Annotated in this window: 13 protein-coding genes; 5 read left to right on the top strand and 8 right to left on the bottom strand. The window is 72.9% G+C overall.

The window, feature by feature from the left end; genetic code table 11:
* Positions 1 to 2: 2 nt before the first annotated feature.
* The 6 genes from ACWC21_RS02170 to ACWC21_RS02145 form a co-directional block, all read right to left on the bottom strand.
* The gene (locus tag ACWC21_RS02170; RefSeq protein WP_450877185.1) at positions 3 to 926 is read right to left on the bottom strand and encodes a hypothetical protein; all 924 of its coding nucleotides are present in this window, start codon (positions 924 to 926) and stop codon (positions 3 to 5) included.
* A 7-nt stretch (positions 927 to 933) separates the two neighbouring features.
* The gene (locus ACWC21_RS02165) at positions 934 to 1,368 is read right to left on the bottom strand and encodes a hypothetical protein (RefSeq protein ID WP_450877183.1); all 435 of its coding nucleotides are present in this window, start codon (positions 1,366 to 1,368) and stop codon (positions 934 to 936) included.
* A 91-nt stretch (positions 1,369 to 1,459) separates the two neighbouring features.
* Positions 1,460 to 1,735 carry a DUF4190 domain-containing protein gene (locus tag ACWC21_RS02160; RefSeq protein ID WP_450877181.1) on the bottom strand — a complete coding sequence of 92 codons (276 nt, stop codon included), beginning with the start codon at positions 1,733 to 1,735 and terminating at the stop codon, positions 1,460 to 1,462.
* Between the two features lie 3 nt (positions 1,736 to 1,738).
* Positions 1,739 to 1,900, bottom strand: coding sequence for a hypothetical protein (locus ACWC21_RS02155; protein WP_450877179.1), 162 nt, complete (start codon positions 1,898 to 1,900; stop codon positions 1,739 to 1,741).
* A 71-nt stretch (positions 1,901 to 1,971) separates the two neighbouring features.
* Entirely contained in the window at positions 1,972 to 3,558 is a 1,587-nt protein-coding gene (locus ACWC21_RS02150; RefSeq protein WP_450877177.1) for a glycerol-3-phosphate dehydrogenase/oxidase, read from the bottom strand.
* On the bottom strand, positions 3,555 to 4,154 hold the full coding sequence (locus ACWC21_RS02145) for a TetR/AcrR family transcriptional regulator (RefSeq protein WP_450877176.1): 600 nt from the start codon (positions 4,152 to 4,154) through the stop codon (positions 3,555 to 3,557). Before ACWC21_RS02145 ends, ACWC21_RS02150 begins: the two co-directional genes overlap by 4 nt.
* Before the next feature lie 47 nt (positions 4,155 to 4,201).
* Here ACWC21_RS02145 and ACWC21_RS02140 point away from each other — a divergent pair, with 47 nt between their 5' ends.
* The 4 genes from ACWC21_RS02140 to ACWC21_RS02125 all read left to right on the top strand — a co-directional run bounded on the left by ACWC21_RS02140 (position 4,202) and on the right by ACWC21_RS02125 (position 9,708).
* A complete protein-coding gene (locus ACWC21_RS02140) occupies positions 4,202 to 5,797 on the top strand; it encodes an FAD-binding oxidoreductase (RefSeq protein ID WP_450877174.1) in 1,596 nt (531 codons plus the stop codon).
* Between the two features lie 63 nt (positions 5,798 to 5,860).
* On the top strand, positions 5,861 to 6,742 hold the full coding sequence (locus ACWC21_RS02135; protein ID WP_450877172.1) for a YegS/Rv2252/BmrU family lipid kinase: 882 nt from the start codon (positions 5,861 to 5,863) through the stop codon (positions 6,740 to 6,742).
* A 307-nt stretch (positions 6,743 to 7,049) separates the two neighbouring features.
* The gene (locus tag ACWC21_RS02130; RefSeq protein WP_450877170.1) at positions 7,050 to 8,537 is read left to right on the top strand and encodes an RICIN domain-containing protein; all 1,488 of its coding nucleotides are present in this window, start codon (positions 7,050 to 7,052) and stop codon (positions 8,535 to 8,537) included.
* Between the two features lie 109 nt (positions 8,538 to 8,646).
* The gene (locus ACWC21_RS02125) at positions 8,647 to 9,708 is read left to right on the top strand and encodes a type I phosphomannose isomerase catalytic subunit (RefSeq protein ID WP_450877168.1); all 1,062 of its coding nucleotides are present in this window, start codon (positions 8,647 to 8,649) and stop codon (positions 9,706 to 9,708) included.
* Positions 9,709 to 9,769: 61 nt separating this feature from the next.
* Here ACWC21_RS02125 and ACWC21_RS02120 read toward each other — a convergent pair whose 3' ends face one another.
* Both ACWC21_RS02120 and ACWC21_RS02115 read right to left on the bottom strand, forming a co-directional pair.
* Positions 9,770 to 10,771 (bottom strand): peptidoglycan-binding protein, encoded by a 1,002-nt coding sequence (locus tag ACWC21_RS02120; protein WP_450877166.1) that lies wholly within the window; start codon positions 10,769 to 10,771, stop codon positions 9,770 to 9,772.
* 1 nt (position 10,772) lies between these two features.
* Complete coding sequence (locus ACWC21_RS02115) at positions 10,773 to 10,919, bottom strand: hypothetical protein (RefSeq protein WP_450877164.1); 147 nt, start codon at positions 10,917 to 10,919, stop codon at positions 10,773 to 10,775.
* 318 nt (positions 10,920 to 11,237) lie between these two features.
* Between ACWC21_RS02115 and ACWC21_RS02110 the strand changes: the two genes are divergently transcribed.
* Positions 11,238 to 14,993 carry an nSTAND1 domain-containing NTPase gene (locus ACWC21_RS02110; RefSeq protein WP_450877162.1) on the top strand — a complete coding sequence of 1,252 codons (3,756 nt, stop codon included), beginning with the start codon at positions 11,238 to 11,240 and terminating at the stop codon, positions 14,991 to 14,993.
* Positions 14,994 to 15,027: the final 34 nt, after the last annotated feature.

Here is a 15,027-nt window from a genome sequence, read left to right as displayed (position 1 = left end):
AGTCAGGCGTCGCGGACGAACGCGGGCCGTGAGTCCGCCAGACCGCGGTGCAGATACTCGGTCACCCGCTCCCCGGCCACCCGTTCCGCCTGCGGGTTGGCGGGCAGGGGCCAGCGCAGCGCACGGTACAGCTCGGCGCGGTGGAGATCGAACGCGGCCTCCAGCAGGTCGGCGAAGTCGACGCCCGCGTGCGGCAGCAGCCAGCCCCAGCAGACCACCACGACCGCCCCCGCGATCACCGCGGCCCACGGCGTCCACAGTCCGGCCGGCAGGGCCAGCAGCCCCCACAGTCCGGCCGCGGCGGCGGAATCGACCTGGCGTCGCGCCGCCGCGAGGTTCTCCCGGGTCTGCTCGGGCAGCAGGCACCACATGTGCGGCCACACCACGGAGGCGTCCAGTCCGTACTTCGCCCGCGGGCGTTCCATGGCCGCGCGCAGCGTGTTGCCGAACCGGGTCGGCATCGTGGACTCCACGTCGACGGGACGGCGGCGCAGCCACTGTTCGAGGCGCCCGCGGCGCAGCCGGTCGGCAGCTGTGATGGTGCCGAGCGCCGCCTGGCGGGTCAGCGCGTTCCACTTCGAGCGGCGAGTCGCCCTGCGGCGCACGGCCAGGGACACCAGGGCCCGTCTCGGCAGGCCGAGGACCGACGGCCAGTCACCTTCCAGCAGCCGCAGCACGGGAAAGGTGAGCCGCTGCACCACCGTGGCCGAGGCGGCCACCCCGGCGAGCACCGCCAGCAGCAGCGTCACCTGCACCGCCCCCGGCTGCCCGGCGAGCGCGTCCAGCCGGCCGCTCAGCGCGCGGTGCCCGCCGTGTCCGGCGTACCACGCGGCGACCAGACCGAGCCAGCAGACGGAGGCGGGCAGCGCGTGGGCCACCCAGCGATCGGCGAGTCGTGTGGCGACCGCGTTCCAGAACACCGGCACGAAGCGCTCAGCCCATCCGTACGAAGACGCGGCCGCACCCGGGCTCCGGGCAGCGCGGCGGCGCCTCCTGCACACTGTGCCGGTACCAGCGCTCCACCCAGGGATGCTCCCGGCAGCCGAACTCGGGCGCCGACACCGGACCCAGCGTGGGCGGCAGCGCCCCGTACGACGCCCGCTCGAGGGAACCCGGCTGGGGCATGGCGGTGTACGCCACCGGCGACGACGCCTCGGCCCGGGCCAGCCAGTCCTGCACGAACGCCCAGACCCGCCGGTCGCTGCTCAGGACCTCGGTCACACGCCGCGTCACTTCGGGACCGGCCGGCCGCCGGGAGAGCAACTCCGCGAGTTCCGCGTCGAGCCGTTCCCCGTCCAGCGGCGCCAGTTCGCCCAGCCGCTCCCGAACCGCCTCGGCGGCGTACAGCAGTCGGTCGTCACCCGTCACGCCCACCTCGCACCCCCCTCGCCCGGCTGTCACCGTAGCCGCTTCGATCCGGAGCGGGGAAGACACGGAGGGGCGTCCGGGGTGCCCGTTCTCAGCCGCCCCAGAAGGACCATGAGGCCGTGCCGTGCACGGCCGCCAGCACGGCGAGGACGACGATGTCCGCGATGCCCAGGCCGAGACCGAGCAGCGCCCGGAACCGGCGCGGGGTGTCGCGGCGCAGCGCGACCACGGCCAGGACGATGGCGATCGGGCCGAGGACGAGGTTGAGCACGAGCAGGCCGACGAGTCCCAGGACGAAGGAGGCCACGGCCATGCCCTCGGTGTCCCGCCGTCCCGTCCGGCGCGAGGGGGGTGCGGTCAGGCGCATCGCCTACGCCCTCCCCGTCCCGCGGCGGCGACGCTCCCGCGCCGCGAAGACCAGCAGCCAGACGGCGATCACCGTGCCCAGGACGGCCGTGACGGGCCAGGGGAGGTACGCCGCGCTCCCCACGACGATGCCCAGCAGGAGCAGGGCGGCAACCAGGAAGAGCACGGGCTACCTCCCTTCGGGCAGGGGATCGGAAAGGTACTGACGTTTCCTCAGCGCGTTCATGGGATCGCGGGTTACCCGCGATCGGCCGCATCACTCAGGAGATCCCCGGAGCCGTCCAGAATCTCCCGGGCGGCCCGCAGCGCCGCCGCACGGTCCTCGGGGACCAGGCCGATGCGCGTGCGCCGGTCGAGGAGGTCCGACGTGTCGAGCGCGCCCTCGTGCCGTACGGCCCACAGCAGTTCGGCGCCGGTGACCGGATGGCCGGGGACGACGGGTTCGCGCAGCCGGCGGTCCCGGTCGCCGAGGGCGTGCACCGTCGTGGCCTCGGTGCCGTAGCGCCGGACCAGGCGCCGGGGCACGGGCAGGGTGCCGAGCCGGGACGGCGGGGCGGCGCCCACCAGGGGGAGCGCCGCGGTGGGGGAGGGACCGGCCGGCAGACGCCGGGCCGAGACGGCGGCGTCGACGGCGTCCTCGGCCATGCGCCGATAGGTGGTCAGCTTGCCCCCGACCACCGTGACGACGCCCTCGGCGGACGTCAGCACCGCGTGCCGCCGGGAGATGTCGGCGGTCCTGACCGTCCCTCCCGGCCGCTGCGGCGCGCTGTCCAGCAGGGGACGCAGTCCCGCGAACGCGCCCACGACGTCGTCGCGGTGGACGGGGGCGTCCAGGACGGAGCCGAGCACGTCGAGCAGGAAACCGATGTCCGCCTCCGGCACCTCGGGGACATCGGGGACGGGACCCTCGACGGGTTCGTCGGTGAGGCCGACGTACACCCGGCCGTCGCCCTGCGGCAGGACGAGCACGAAGCGGTCGGTCTCGCCCGGGACCGGTATGTGCAGCCCGGCCGGCAGTGGGCCGAGCCGCTCGGCACGCAGGACGAGGTGGGTGCCCCGGGACGGCCGGATCCGGACACCGTCGACCAGGCCGCCCGCCCACACACCGGAGGCGTTGATCACCGCACGGGCCCTGATCTCGCCCTCCTCACCGGTGAGTTCGTCGCGCACGACAGCGCCCGAGGCGGACAGCCGCAGGGCCCTGACCCGGGTCAGGACACGCGCGCCGTGGGCGGCGGCGGTGCGGGCGAGCGCGGTCACCAGGCGGGCGTCGTCGGTCAGCCGGCCGTCCCAGGACAGCAGGCCGCCGCGCAGCCCGTCGGTGCGCAGGGCCGGGGCCAGGTGCCGGGTCTCCTCCAGGGACAGCCGGCGGGGCGCGGGCAGGGTGGCGCGGGTCGTACGGGCCGCCAGCCGCAGGGCGTCGCCGGCCCGGAAACCGGCCCACGCGAGGGCCGCTCCGGCGCGCGGGACCAGAGGGGTGAGCGGCAGCACGAACGGCTGGGCGCGCACCAGGTGCGGCGCGGTGCGCTGCATCAGCACGCCCCGCTCCACGGCGCTCTCGTGGGCCACGTCGAGTTGGCCGGACGCCAGATAGCGCAGACCGCCGTGGATGAGCTTGGAACTCCAGCGCGAGGTGCCAAAGGCCAGGTCGTGGGCGTCGACGGCGACGACCGTCAGTCCGCGGGCCGCGGCGTCCAGGGCGGCTCCGGCGCCGGTGGCGCCCAGGCCGACGACCAGGACGTCCACTGCCGGCCCGCCGACGGTGCCGGCCAGTTCCCGGGAGCGGCGCGCGGCGGACAGGGACGAACTGCCGGTGGGGCTCATGGGGTGAGGGTCCTCTCCAGGATGGTCCGCAGCTCCGCGAGGAAGGCGGCGGGGGTCAGCTCCGGGTCGTCCTCCTCGGTCATGGTCCGCAGCGACAGGGTGAAGGACTGCACGATCAGCAGCACGGACCGCGCCTGCCGCCCCGGGGGGCACACCCGTACCGACCCGTCGGCGTGTCCGTCCCGCAGGGCACCGGCCAGCAGTTCCAGCAGGGCGTCCTGGCTGGCGCCGCGGCGGTCGAGGACGTACGGCAGGAGGAGTTCGGGATCGACGTCGACGATCTTCCGGAAGAGCGGGTGGGCGCGGAAGGCCTCCACCCCGTCCACCAGCCCCTCGACGACCAGGTCGCGCGCGGACCGGCCGGGCCGGGGATCCGGCATGGCACGCGTGGCCACGCCGATCCACTCGCGCGTCATCAGGTCCCCGACGAGGGAACGGACATCGGGCCAGCGCCGGTAGAGCGTCATCCGCGAGACACCGGCCCGGCGGGCCACGTCGGTCAGGGTCGTACGACGGACTCCGACGGCCAGCACGCAGTCGCGCACCGCGTCGAGCACCGGATCGCTGTCCCGCTCATTGTGACGAATAGGCGTCATGTGTCACAGTGTAACGCCCCTGGAAGCGAGCGACGAGGACGACCGCGATGGACATGCTGTGGAGTGGCTGGGGCGACCCGGCCGAGGCGGCACCACTGCCCGAGACGGTGAGCGCGCTGCTGCGCGACCTGCTGGGCGTCAAGCCGTGCCCGGCCGCACCGCTTCGGCTGGACGACGTCGTCGTCCCCGCCGCACCGCTCGACCCCGCCGCCCTGCGGGCGCTGTCCGAAGCCGTGGGCGGCGACGAGCACGTGCGACGGGACGCGGAGACCCGCGTCCGGCACACCCGCGGCAGGTCCACCCCGGACCTGCTGCGGATCCGCGCCGGTGACATGAGCGACGTGCCCGCCGCCGTCGTTCTCCCGGCGACTCACGACGCCGTACTCGCCGTCCTCCGCGTCTGCGCCGGACACGGCCTCGCGGTGGTCCCGTTCGGCGGCGGAACCTCCGTCGTCGGCGGGCTCGCCCCCGAACCTCGCGGACCCTTCGTCGCCCTCGACCTGCGCCGGATGGACCGGCTGCTCGACGTCGACCCCGTCTCCCGCACAGCCACCCTCCAACCCGGACTGCGGGCCCCCCGGGCCGAAGCCCTCCTCGCCGAACACGGCTTCACGCTCGGGCACTTCCCGCAGTCCTACGAGTGGGCCACCATCGGCGGATTCGCCGCCGCCCGGTCCAGTGGACAGGCCTCCGCCGGATACGGGCGCTTCGACGACATGGTGCTCGGCCTCACCGTCGCCACCCCCGAGGGCACCCTGGAGACCGGCCGGGCTCCGCGCTCCGCCGCCGGACCGGACCTGCGCCAGCTGATCCTGGGCTCCGAGGGGGCGTTCGGCGTCATCACGTCCGTCACCGTCCGGGTGCGACCCCTCCCGGAGGTCCGCCGGTACGAGGGCTGGCACTTCCCCTCCTTCGAGGAGGGCACCGCCGCGCTGCGACGGCTCGCCCAGGACGGCCCGCGTCCCACGGTGCTGCGCCTGTCCGACGAGAGCGAGACGCTGGTCGGTCTCGCCCAGCCCGACGCGATCGGCGCCGACGACGCGCCGCGGGACACCGGATGCCTGGCGATCGCCGGGTACGAGGGCACCGAGGAGGACACCGCCCACCGCCGGGAACGGGCCGCCGCCGTGCTGCGCGAAGCGGGCGGCACCTACGCCGGCACGGAGCCGGGCGAGCGCTGGGCGCACGGCCGCTACTCGGCGCCCTACCTGCGGGACTCCCTGCTCGACGCGGGAGCGTTCGCGGAAACACTGGAGACCGCCGCCTTCTGGTCGCGGATCCCCGCGCTGTACGCCTCGGTCCGCACCGCCCTGACCGCCTCCCTCACCGAGGCCGGCACCCCGCCCCTGGTCATGTGCCACATCTCGCACGTCTACGACAACGGTGCCTCGCTGTACTTCACCGTCGTCTGCGCCCAGGGTGACGACCCGGTGGCCCACTGGGGCCCCGCCAAGCGGGCGGCGTGCGAGGCGATCCTCGCCGCGGGCGGCACCATCAGCCACCACCACGGTGTGGGCACCGACCACCGCGACTGGTACGTCCGCGAAGCCGGTCCTCTCGGGGTCGCGGCCCTGCGGGCGGTCAAACAGCGTCTGGATCCCGGACGGTTGCTCAACCCCGGCGTCCTGCTGCCCACGGACTGACGAACCGCCCTCTCGCCGACCCGGCACACTCCGCGCGTACCACCGCTTTCGAAAGGCGCCCCCATGCGACAGTTCACCGCCGTCGTCAACCCCACCGCGGGCTCAGCGGGTGCGGCGGCCATCCTGCTCCGGGTGGCCCGCGTACTGCGGGAGGCCGGGGCCGGACTGGAGACGGAGTACAGCCGCAGCCTGGGGCACGCCCAGGACATCGCGCGCCGCGCTGCGGAGCGGGGGCGGGTGGTGCTGGCGGTCGGCGGCGACGGCATCGCGGGTGGCATCGGCGGCGGGCTGAGCGGCACCGACGCGGTGCTCGGCCTCGTCCCGGCCGGGCGGGGCAACGACTTCGCCAGGGCCCTGCGCCTGCCCGTGGAGCCCGAGGCCCTGGCCCGGACCCTGCTCGACGGGGACCCGCGGCCGGTGGACACCATCGAGGTGCGCTCGGCCGTCCACCGGGGGACCGTCGTCCTCGGGAGCGTGTACGCGGGCGTCGACGCGCTGGCCAACCGCCACGCCAACCGAGCCCGTCTGCTGCGCGGTGCCGCCTCCTACTACGCGGGCGGCCTGCGTGCCGCGGCCACCTGGCGCCCGGTGGACTACCGGGTCACCGTCGACGGCCTGCGACACCAGCACCGCGGCTACACCGTCGTCGCCGCCAACTCCCCCTACTACGGCTCCGGTCGCATGATCGCCCCCGCCGCCCGCGTGGACGACGGCCTGCTGGAGGTCGTGATGATCCGTCAGGCACCGCGCCGGCTGTTCTTCACCCTGATGAACGAGCTCGGCTCGGGAGCCCACGTCCAGCGGCCCGAGGTCGAGATCCTGCGCGGCCGGGAGATCCGGATCGAAGCGGACCGCGAGGTGCCCTACGGCGCCGACGGGGAGGTCGAGGCGGTCCTGCCGGTCACGCTGAGGGTGCTGCCCGGGTCGCTGCGGATGCTGTACTGACGCTCACCGCGGCCTCGGCACGACGGAGGCCGCCGAGGTGCCTCCGCGACGGGACACGTTCACCACTCACACCGCCGGTCTCAACAAATCCGACCAGGAAGAAACAGAGACTCAAAGTCAACGACGTTTCTAGTGCCGGGTCGTCGGGGCGGTCAACAGCTCGGCGTGGAGAACTTCTGCAGAACCCGACCCGACCGGTCAAGGATCAACAAAATCGATCGCGATGCTTGACGTCGACCCCGGCCCCGCCCTCTCATTGACCCCCGACTCGCCCGGAACAAGGGCATGGCCGAGGAAAGGCAAGCGCATGTCCCTCAGACCCCGTCCACCGGCCGGCCGCCGACGCAGGGCCGTCTCCGCCTTCCTGGCACTGCTCGGCGCCCTCGCCGCCCTCCTGCTTCCGGCGACCGAGGCACACGCGGCCACGGTGTCGTTCACCACGGGTGACGCACGCACCGACCAGAACGGCAACGCGCTGCAACTGCACGGCCTCGGCATCATCGAGGTGGGCGGCACCTGGTACGGCTTCGGCGAGGACAAGACCGGTGAGACCTCGTCGGACACCTCGTTCCAGGACATCACCTGCTACACCTCGACCGACCTCGCCAACTGGACCTACAAGGGCGAGGCCCTCAGCAGGCAGAGCAGCGGAGACCTGGGACCCAGCCGCATCGTGGAGCGCCCCAAGGTCATCTACAACTCGTCGACCGGCATGTACGTGATGTACATGCACATCGACAGCACCAACTACTCCGAGGCCAAGGTCGGTGTGGCGACCAGCAGCACGCCGTGCGGCCCCTACACCTACCGGGGAAGCTTCCGGCCGCTGGGCAACCTCAGCCGTGACCTGGGCCTGTTCCAGGACACCGACGGCACCGCCTACCTGCTCAGCGAGGACCGCAACAACGGCCTGCGCATCGACAGGCTCTCCGCCGACTACCTCACCGTGGACAGCGCCGTGGCGGTGCTGGGCGGCAGCGGCAGCGGCAGCGTCGAGGCGCCCGCCATGATCAAGAAGGACGGCACCTACTACGTCTTCGGCTCCCATCTGACGGGCTGGAGCCTGAACGACAACATCTACGCCACCGCCACCTCGCTGAGCGGGCCGTGGTCGGCGTTCCGTGACTTCGCCGCGCCCGGCACCCACACCTACGGCAGCCAGACGGCCAACGTGATCACCGTGCAGGGCTCCTCCGGAACCACCTACATCTACGCCGGCGACCGCTGGAACACCTCCGACCTCGGCGCCTCGAAGCTGATCTGGCTGCCGCTGACCATCAGGGGGACGACGGTCAACCTCGGCCAGTACCCGACCTGGTCCCTCGACCCCGGCGCGGGCACCTGGACCGCCGGCGGCGGACTGCCCTCCACAGGCGTGCACACCCTGGCCAACCGGAACAGCTCCCTGCTCATGGACGTGGCGAGCGGCTCCACCTCGAACGGCGCGAAGATCATCCAGTGGCCGTCCAACGGCGGCGCCAACCAGCAGTGGACCCTCACCCGGGTGGCCGACAACGTCTACACCGTCAAGAGCGTCAAGAGCGGACTGTGCCTGGACGTACCGAACCAGTCGACCGCCACCGGCGTGCAGCTGCAGCAGTGGACCTGCAACGGCGGTGCCAACCAGCAGTGGTTCCTCGACCTGGTCGGCAGCTACACCGGCAGCACCTACATGCTCGCCGGCGTGGGCAGCGACCTGGACATCGGTGCCGCGGGCGGCTCGACCACCCAGAACGCGGCGGTGGACCAGGAGACCGGCACCGGCGCGACCAGCCAGCAGTGGAACGTCTCCTGACCACGCGGCACCGAGCCGGACCGGCTTGCTCACCTCGCGTGTGTGGACGTGCCCGTGCCGGGCTACCCGGCGGACGCGCACGCGAGGGCAGGACGAGCGAGGACGGGACGTGGACTGGTACCCACTACGGCTGACCACAGCGGTCAAGCGGCACGTCTTCGGCGGCCGGGCCATCCCCGACCGCCTCGGCCGCGGTGGCCTGCCCCCGGGGCGGATCGCCGAGACCTGGGAGATCAGTGACGTGGACGGCGACGAAGCACACGTGCGGGAAGGCCCGCTGGCCGGGGCGCGGCTGCGCGACCTCGTCCGCGAGCACCCGCGGGAGTTGCTGGGACGCGGTCCGCGAGGACCGCGTTTCCCGCTGCTGACCAAGTTCATCGACGCCGCCGCCCCGTTGCCGGTGCACCTCCACCCGGACGACCGGGACGCGCACGCACAGGGCGAACCCAACGGCAAGACCGAGGCCTGGCACATCCTCGAGGCGCAGCCCGGCGCCACCGCCCTCGTCGGCGTCCACCCCGGGGTGGGACGGCAACGGCTCCGGCAGGCCCTCCTGGACCAGGACTTCGACGCCGTGCTGCGCCGGCTGCCCGTCCGGGCCGGACAGACCCTGTACGTCCCGGCAGGCACCGTGCACAGTTTCGGCCCGGGCACGCTCGTGTACGAGATCGAGCAGACCTCGGACCTCCAGGAGCACGCCATGCGCCACCGCATGCAGGACGGCGCGCCGCTCGACGACGCCGAGTGGCACGCCAACGTGGAGGCGCTGCTGGAACAGTGGCACCCGGATCACCGGCCGGAGTTCACCCAGGGGCTGAGCCTGCCCGCGGGCGACGGCACCCGGCGGGTGATCCTGTGCGCCGGCCCCTACTTCGCGCTGGAGCGGTGGCAGGTCGCGGCCGGCGCCCGGCTGGACCGCCCCGTCACCACCGCGCTCGTACTGAGCAACGCCGGCGCACCCGTGACCTTCTCCAGCGGGGGAACGGCACAGACGCTGCCCCGCGCCGAGACGGCACTGCTGCCCGCCGCGCTCGGCGCCGTACGGCTCCACGGCCCCGCCGACGTCCTCGCCGGCTACGTGCCCGACCTGGACGCCGACATCCGGAACCCCCTGCTCTCGGCCGGTTACGGTCCCGGCGCCGTGGCGAGGCTGGGCGAAGGTCTCGGCTGAGCCTCCACCATGGGTGCCCCCGCCCCCCCCGTACGGGGGCACCCGGCCGGTCGGCCGACGGTCAGAAGGCGCCGGCGTTGAGGGCCTTCTGGAGCTGGGTCGTGGTGGCGTCGTCCCAGCTGTCGTGCGGCGGCAGCCCCAGGTGCTTGTTGAGGGCGGTCACGGTGTCGGGTCCGGTGATCCCGTCGGCGGTGACCCCGACGTAGGCCTGCAAGGCCTTGATCGTCAGCGGGCCGAACGCCCCGTCGACGTCGAGTCCCGCGCCCGTCCTGCTGTTGAGGGCCCGCTGCAGGGCCGCACACGTGGCCGGCCCGAACTGGCCGTCCACGACGAGCTGCTCGGCCGCGGCGACGAGCGCCTTGGGCTTGATGACCCCCGGCTTCCCCGCCAGGGCGGCCTTCATCACCGCGGCGGTGTGCGGCCCGTACTCGCCGTCGACGGTCAGCTTGTGCTTGGCCTGGAAGGCGCGCAGCGCCTTGTCGGTGGCGGCCCCGAACTCGCCGTCCACGGTCAGCCCGGCGTGCTGCACGGTGTTCAGGTTCTTCTGCAGGGCCTTCACGGCCTTGCCGGTCGAGCCCTTGCGCAGGATGCCGTCGTGGGACGGCAGGGGCGCGGCGCCGTCGTAGGCCGGGCGGCCGTAGCCCACCACACAGGCGGAGTTGCGCAGACGGCGGCGGAACGCGTCGGAGGTGTTGCCCTCCAGGGTGGTGACGGTGCCGTTGGAGTGCACGGCCTCCACCAGACCGACGTGGTCGATACCGCTGATGGAGCGGCCACCGGACCAGTCGAAGAAGACGACGTCACCGGCCCGGACACCGCCGAGCCCGTAGTGCCAGCGGCCGTGGCTCTGGAAGGCTCGGGCGTGGGCGGTGGTCAGGGCGAACTTGCCCATCACGGCCTTGAGGTTGTCGGAGTGGGCGGCCTCGTAGCTGATGGACATGTCGCACCACGGGCCGGAGAAGCCGTACCACGAGGTGACGACGTTGTGGTTCGAGCCGGGCGGGTGCTCGGTGGTGCCCAGCAGCTGACGTGCGGCGGCGATCATGCCCTTGGCGGTTCCCATGTCACAGCTCCCAGTCTTCGTCGAGGGCGTCGATGTCCGAGGTCACTTCGTGGTTCGGGTCCTGACTGACACCGCTCTGGTCCGGATCGACGTCGAACACCCCGGCCCCTGCGGCCGGGTACGGCGGGGTCTGCTCGCTCTCGCTCATGAGCGCAGCTCCTGAGATCGGTTGGTTGCGGATGGTGAGCGGCCGCGCCACCCAGGTGCGCCCTCCCGGACGCCGTACGTTCGGGAGGCCGCCTTGGATGCTGTGCGACCGCCGTGCACCACCGAGTTCAGCGGCCCCGGAATTGAATGGGCAGCCCCATCCGTCACCCTGAACAACGGCGATGCCGCAGGTCATGGGCCCGGCCTCGAGACACTGACCGAAGAGGACGTCCCCGGCTTGCCCTACGGCCGCGGGCCTGCGTACTTTGCGGGCCTCGCGCCGCGTCCACGGGGGAGGCGGGCGGAGGGGGAGGTGCCGATGGCGGGGCGTCCGGAGAGCCCGATCGATCCCGGCGCGGGCCCGGTGCAGCGGTTCGCCGCCGAATTGCGCGAACTGCGCACGGAGGCGGGCAGTCCGACCTACCGTGTCATGGCGCGGCGCACCGGGCACGGGGCGAGCACCTTGTCGCAGGCCGCGGCGGGCGAGCGCCTTCCGACACTGCCGGTGGCCCTGGCCTACGTACGGGCGTGCGGCGGCGACCCGGAGGAGTGGGAGCGGCGCTGGCGGCAGGCCGCGGCGGAGGAGCGGGAAGCGTCCGCTCTGTCACTCGCCGACGATCCGGACGCCGAACCGCCCTACCGGGGGCTGGCGCGCTTCGAACCGGCCGACCACGACCGGTTCTTCGGCCGGGAGCGGCTCGTCGACGAAATCGCCCGCGTCGCTCTCGCCTCCCGGTGCTCGGCGGTCGTCGGCCCCTCCGGCAGCGGCAAGTCCTCACTGCTGCGCGCCGGCCTCATCCCACTCCTCCAACGCGCCCAGGGCGGCGAACGACCGTCCGCCCTGCGCATCCTGACACCGGGTGACCGGCCGATGGTCACGCATGGCGCGCTGTTCCGGCCCGCCGAGGCCCCCGGTGACACCTGGCTGGTCGTGGACCAGTTCGAGGAGGTCTTCACCCTCTGCCGTGATCCGGCCGAGCGGCAGGAGTTCATCGATCGGCTACTGTCCGCCGCGGATCCAGACAGCCGGCTGCGCGTGGTCCTGGGACTGCGGGCGGACTTCTACGGCCGCTGCCTGCGCCATCACGGACTGGTCGAGGTGCTGCGCACGGCCGCCGTGCCCGTGGGCCCCATGAGCGGTGACGAATTACGGGAAGCCATCGTCAAACCCGCCGCGTCCGACGGCCTGATCGTGGAACGGGCCCTGACCGCCCGGCTCGTCGCCGAGGCGGAGGGCGAGCCCGGCGGCCTGCCCCTGATGTCGCACGCGCTACTCGAGACCTGGCGCCGCCGCCGCGGACGCGCCCTCACGCTGGACGGTTACCAGGCCGCCGGAGGCCTGCACGGCGCGATCGCCCGCACGGCGGAAGACCTGTACGCCCGGCTCTCTCCCGACCAGGCGCGCCTGGCGCGGGGACTGTTGCTGCGGCTCGTCACACCGGGCGAGGGCACCCCCGACACCCGCCGTCCCGCGGAGCGGGCCGAGTTGGCCCAGACCGTGGCCGGGGACCGGGAGGAGGTCCTGGAACGCCTGGCCGAGGCCCGGTTGATCACCCTCGACGGCGATATTGTCGACTTGGCCCACGAGGCACTCCTCACGGCCTGGCCCCGCCTGCGCGGCTGGATCGAGGAGGACCGGCAACGGTTGCTGCTGCACCGCCGGCTGACCGAGGACGCGCGTGCCTGGGAAGACCTCGGGCGGGATGCCGGCGCCCTGTACCGGGGGGCCCGGCTGGCCACGGCGGAGGAGACCTTCGGCGCCGGTGGCGCAGCCGCCGAACTCAACTCCCTGGAGCGGGACTTCCTGTCCGCCGCCCGCGCGACCCGGAGCCGGGAGCGCCGACGGCGGCGAAGCTTCACCGCTTCCGTGGCGCTGCTGTTGGCACTCGCCCTGGTCGCCGGGGTCGTGGCCTGGCAGCAGAACCTCGAGGGCGACCGGCGCCGGGCGGAGGCCACGGCCCGGCGCGTGGCCTTCCTGGCGGACTCGATGCGCGGCACCGATCCGGTGCTGGCGATGCGACTGAGTGTGGCGGCGTGGCGGACGAGCGGGACGTCGGAGACGAAGGGTGCGTTGTTCGCGGCGGACACTCAGCCGGAGCGGGCGGTGTTCCACGTGCCGGTGGGCTCGGACGGTCACGACCCGTTCCTCAGTGCTGACGGCAGGACTCTGGTGACCGAGGGAAGCCGCTGGATACAGCGTTGGAACGTCGTCACCCGACGACCTGATGGAAAGGTCGAGAAGTCCGCCGACGACAGCCTGACGGATGTGTCATCGGACGGTCATCGGCTTCTCATGACGCTGGGCAGCGGAGGTTTCCAGGTACGCGACGCCCGCTCGGGCACGGTGATCGGAACCTTCCGGTTGTGGAGCGGTGCCTCACAGGTGGAATTGGGGCCCGGTGGCAGGACTTTGATCGTCGTCGGGGACAAGTTCGTGCAACTGTGGGACGTCCCGCGTCACCGGCTGCTGCTGGAACCCAAGGTCGCGGAGGCACAGACGGCGCTCATCAGCCCCGACGACCGGTTGATGGCTCTGTGCCCCAGTACAGAGGGCCCGTTGCAGGTATGGGACGTCGTCGGCCGACGGCGGGTGTCGGCGCCGTGGGTGCGCGCGGCCGGACGAAGCGCCTGTGAGGGGTATTCCGCCTTCGGAGCCGGCGGACTTCTGGCGGTCACCACCGACGACGGCGTGCGCGTCTGGGACACCGCCTCCGGCCGCAGGCGTGACCTGCCGGAACTCGACCAGGACGACGCGAGTGAGGTGGCGTTCAGTGCGGACGGCAGGTATCTGGCCGTGACCGGCGGCAGAACAGTCGCCGTCTGGCGGATGGCGGGCACCCCGCGTGTGGTCCTACAGCACACACCTCGCAACGAAGTGGCCGGGGACGGGCACATCGATCCGGAGGCGGGAGTGATCCGCTACCTGGTGACGGCCGGAGGGCGGCCCGCCGCGGTCAAGACGGTCGCCTTCGACACCGCGGCCGAGGTGCAGTGGCATCAGCGCGCCATCGCCCGCCAGGCGCGGTTCAGCCCGGACGGCCGGTTCGTCGGGACCGCTCGGCTCGTCGGGAACACGGCCGTGTTCGAACTGCGGCCCGCCAGCGGAAGCATCGGCACCCGTCTGACGTCCGCGCATTGCGAATCCGACGACGAGGACGACGAGTGCGTCGTCAACCTGACGTTCAGCCCGGACGGGCGTGCCTTCGCCTACGGGACCGGCACCTTCGACGGCCCGTCGACCCGAGGATGGCCGGAGCGGATCAGGGTCTGGGACACCCGGCGGAAACGGGAGACCGTGTCCCTGGACATTGCGCCCCGGGACCCGGACGCAACCCTCGACGACGGCGTCGTACTCGGCCCGGACCGGTACTCCCTCCTGGTCTACCGAACATCTGCGGACGCGTGGGAACGCTGGGACCTGCGCACTCGACACAGAACCGCGCGCCATCGGATCCGACGGCCCGGCGATGGCCCCCTCAGCTGGGCCGAAGCGTCGCACTCCATGGCTCTGCGGCCGGACGGCCGACTTCTGGCAACCAGCTATTCCGCGCTCGTCGAGCTGCCGTCCGGCCGCTCGGTCGCTCGCGAACTGAGCCGGGACGGGACATCCACCGTACTGGCCTTCAGTCCGTCCGGCGACCGGCTGGTGGTCGGTGACGACATGGGATGGGTGTCCGTCTGGGACCAGGACGGCCGACGACGCCTCGCCGAACTCGCGGGGACCCTGTCCGGGGACTTCACCGCCGGACCCTACGACGTCACCGCGTTGGCCTTCTCCCCGGACGGGAGCACCCTCGCGGTGGGCGGGCTCGATGGGACCATCACCCTGTGGGACGTGAACTCCGCGCAGCAACTGGGCTTCCCCCTGCCGACCTCCGGGGACAAGGTCCTGGATCTGTCCTTCACCCCTGACGGCCGCACCCTCCAGGTCGCGGGCGAACACATCCCGCTGCGCACGTACCCCGTCGACCCCGACCGCATCGCCGCCACCGTATGCCGACGGGCCGGCGGAGGCCTGACCCGCGACCAGTGGCACACCTACCTCCCCGAACTGCCCTACCGGAACGTGTGCTGACGCCCGCCCGATCGCGCCCGCCATGACAACGGCG

Source organism: Streptomyces sp. NPDC001348, assembly GCF_053597535.1.
Note: the sequence above shows the minus strand (reverse complement) of the source record. Positions and strands in the feature narration are given on the sequence as shown.

What these genes read in the sequence shown, in the direction of transcription:
- ACWC21_RS02160 (WP_450877181.1), bottom strand. Translation starts at nt 1,735, where the DNA reads ATGCGCCTGACCGCACCCCCCTCGCGCCGGACGGGACGGCGGGACACC.
- ACWC21_RS02150 (WP_450877177.1), bottom strand. Translation starts at nt 3,558, where the DNA reads ATGAGCCCCACCGGCAGTTCGTCCCTGTCCGCCGCGCGCCGCTCCCGG.
- ACWC21_RS02145 (WP_450877176.1), bottom strand. Translation starts at nt 4,154, where the DNA reads ATGACGCCTATTCGTCACAATGAGCGGGACAGCGATCCGGTGCTCGAC.
- ACWC21_RS02140 (WP_450877174.1), top strand. Translation starts at nt 4,202, where the DNA reads ATGGACATGCTGTGGAGTGGCTGGGGCGACCCGGCCGAGGCGGCACCA.
- ACWC21_RS02135 (WP_450877172.1), top strand. Translation starts at nt 5,861, where the DNA reads ATGCGACAGTTCACCGCCGTCGTCAACCCCACCGCGGGCTCAGCGGGT.
- ACWC21_RS02130 (WP_450877170.1), top strand. Translation starts at nt 7,050, where the DNA reads ATGTCCCTCAGACCCCGTCCACCGGCCGGCCGCCGACGCAGGGCCGTC.
- ACWC21_RS02120 (WP_450877166.1), bottom strand. Translation starts at nt 10,771, where the DNA reads ATGGGAACCGCCAAGGGCATGATCGCCGCCGCACGTCAGCTGCTGGGC.
- ACWC21_RS02115 (WP_450877164.1), bottom strand. Translation starts at nt 10,919, where the DNA reads ATGAGCGAGAGCGAGCAGACCCCGCCGTACCCGGCCGCAGGGGCCGGG.
- ACWC21_RS02110 (WP_450877162.1), top strand. Translation starts at nt 11,238, where the DNA reads ATGGCGGGGCGTCCGGAGAGCCCGATCGATCCCGGCGCGGGCCCGGTG.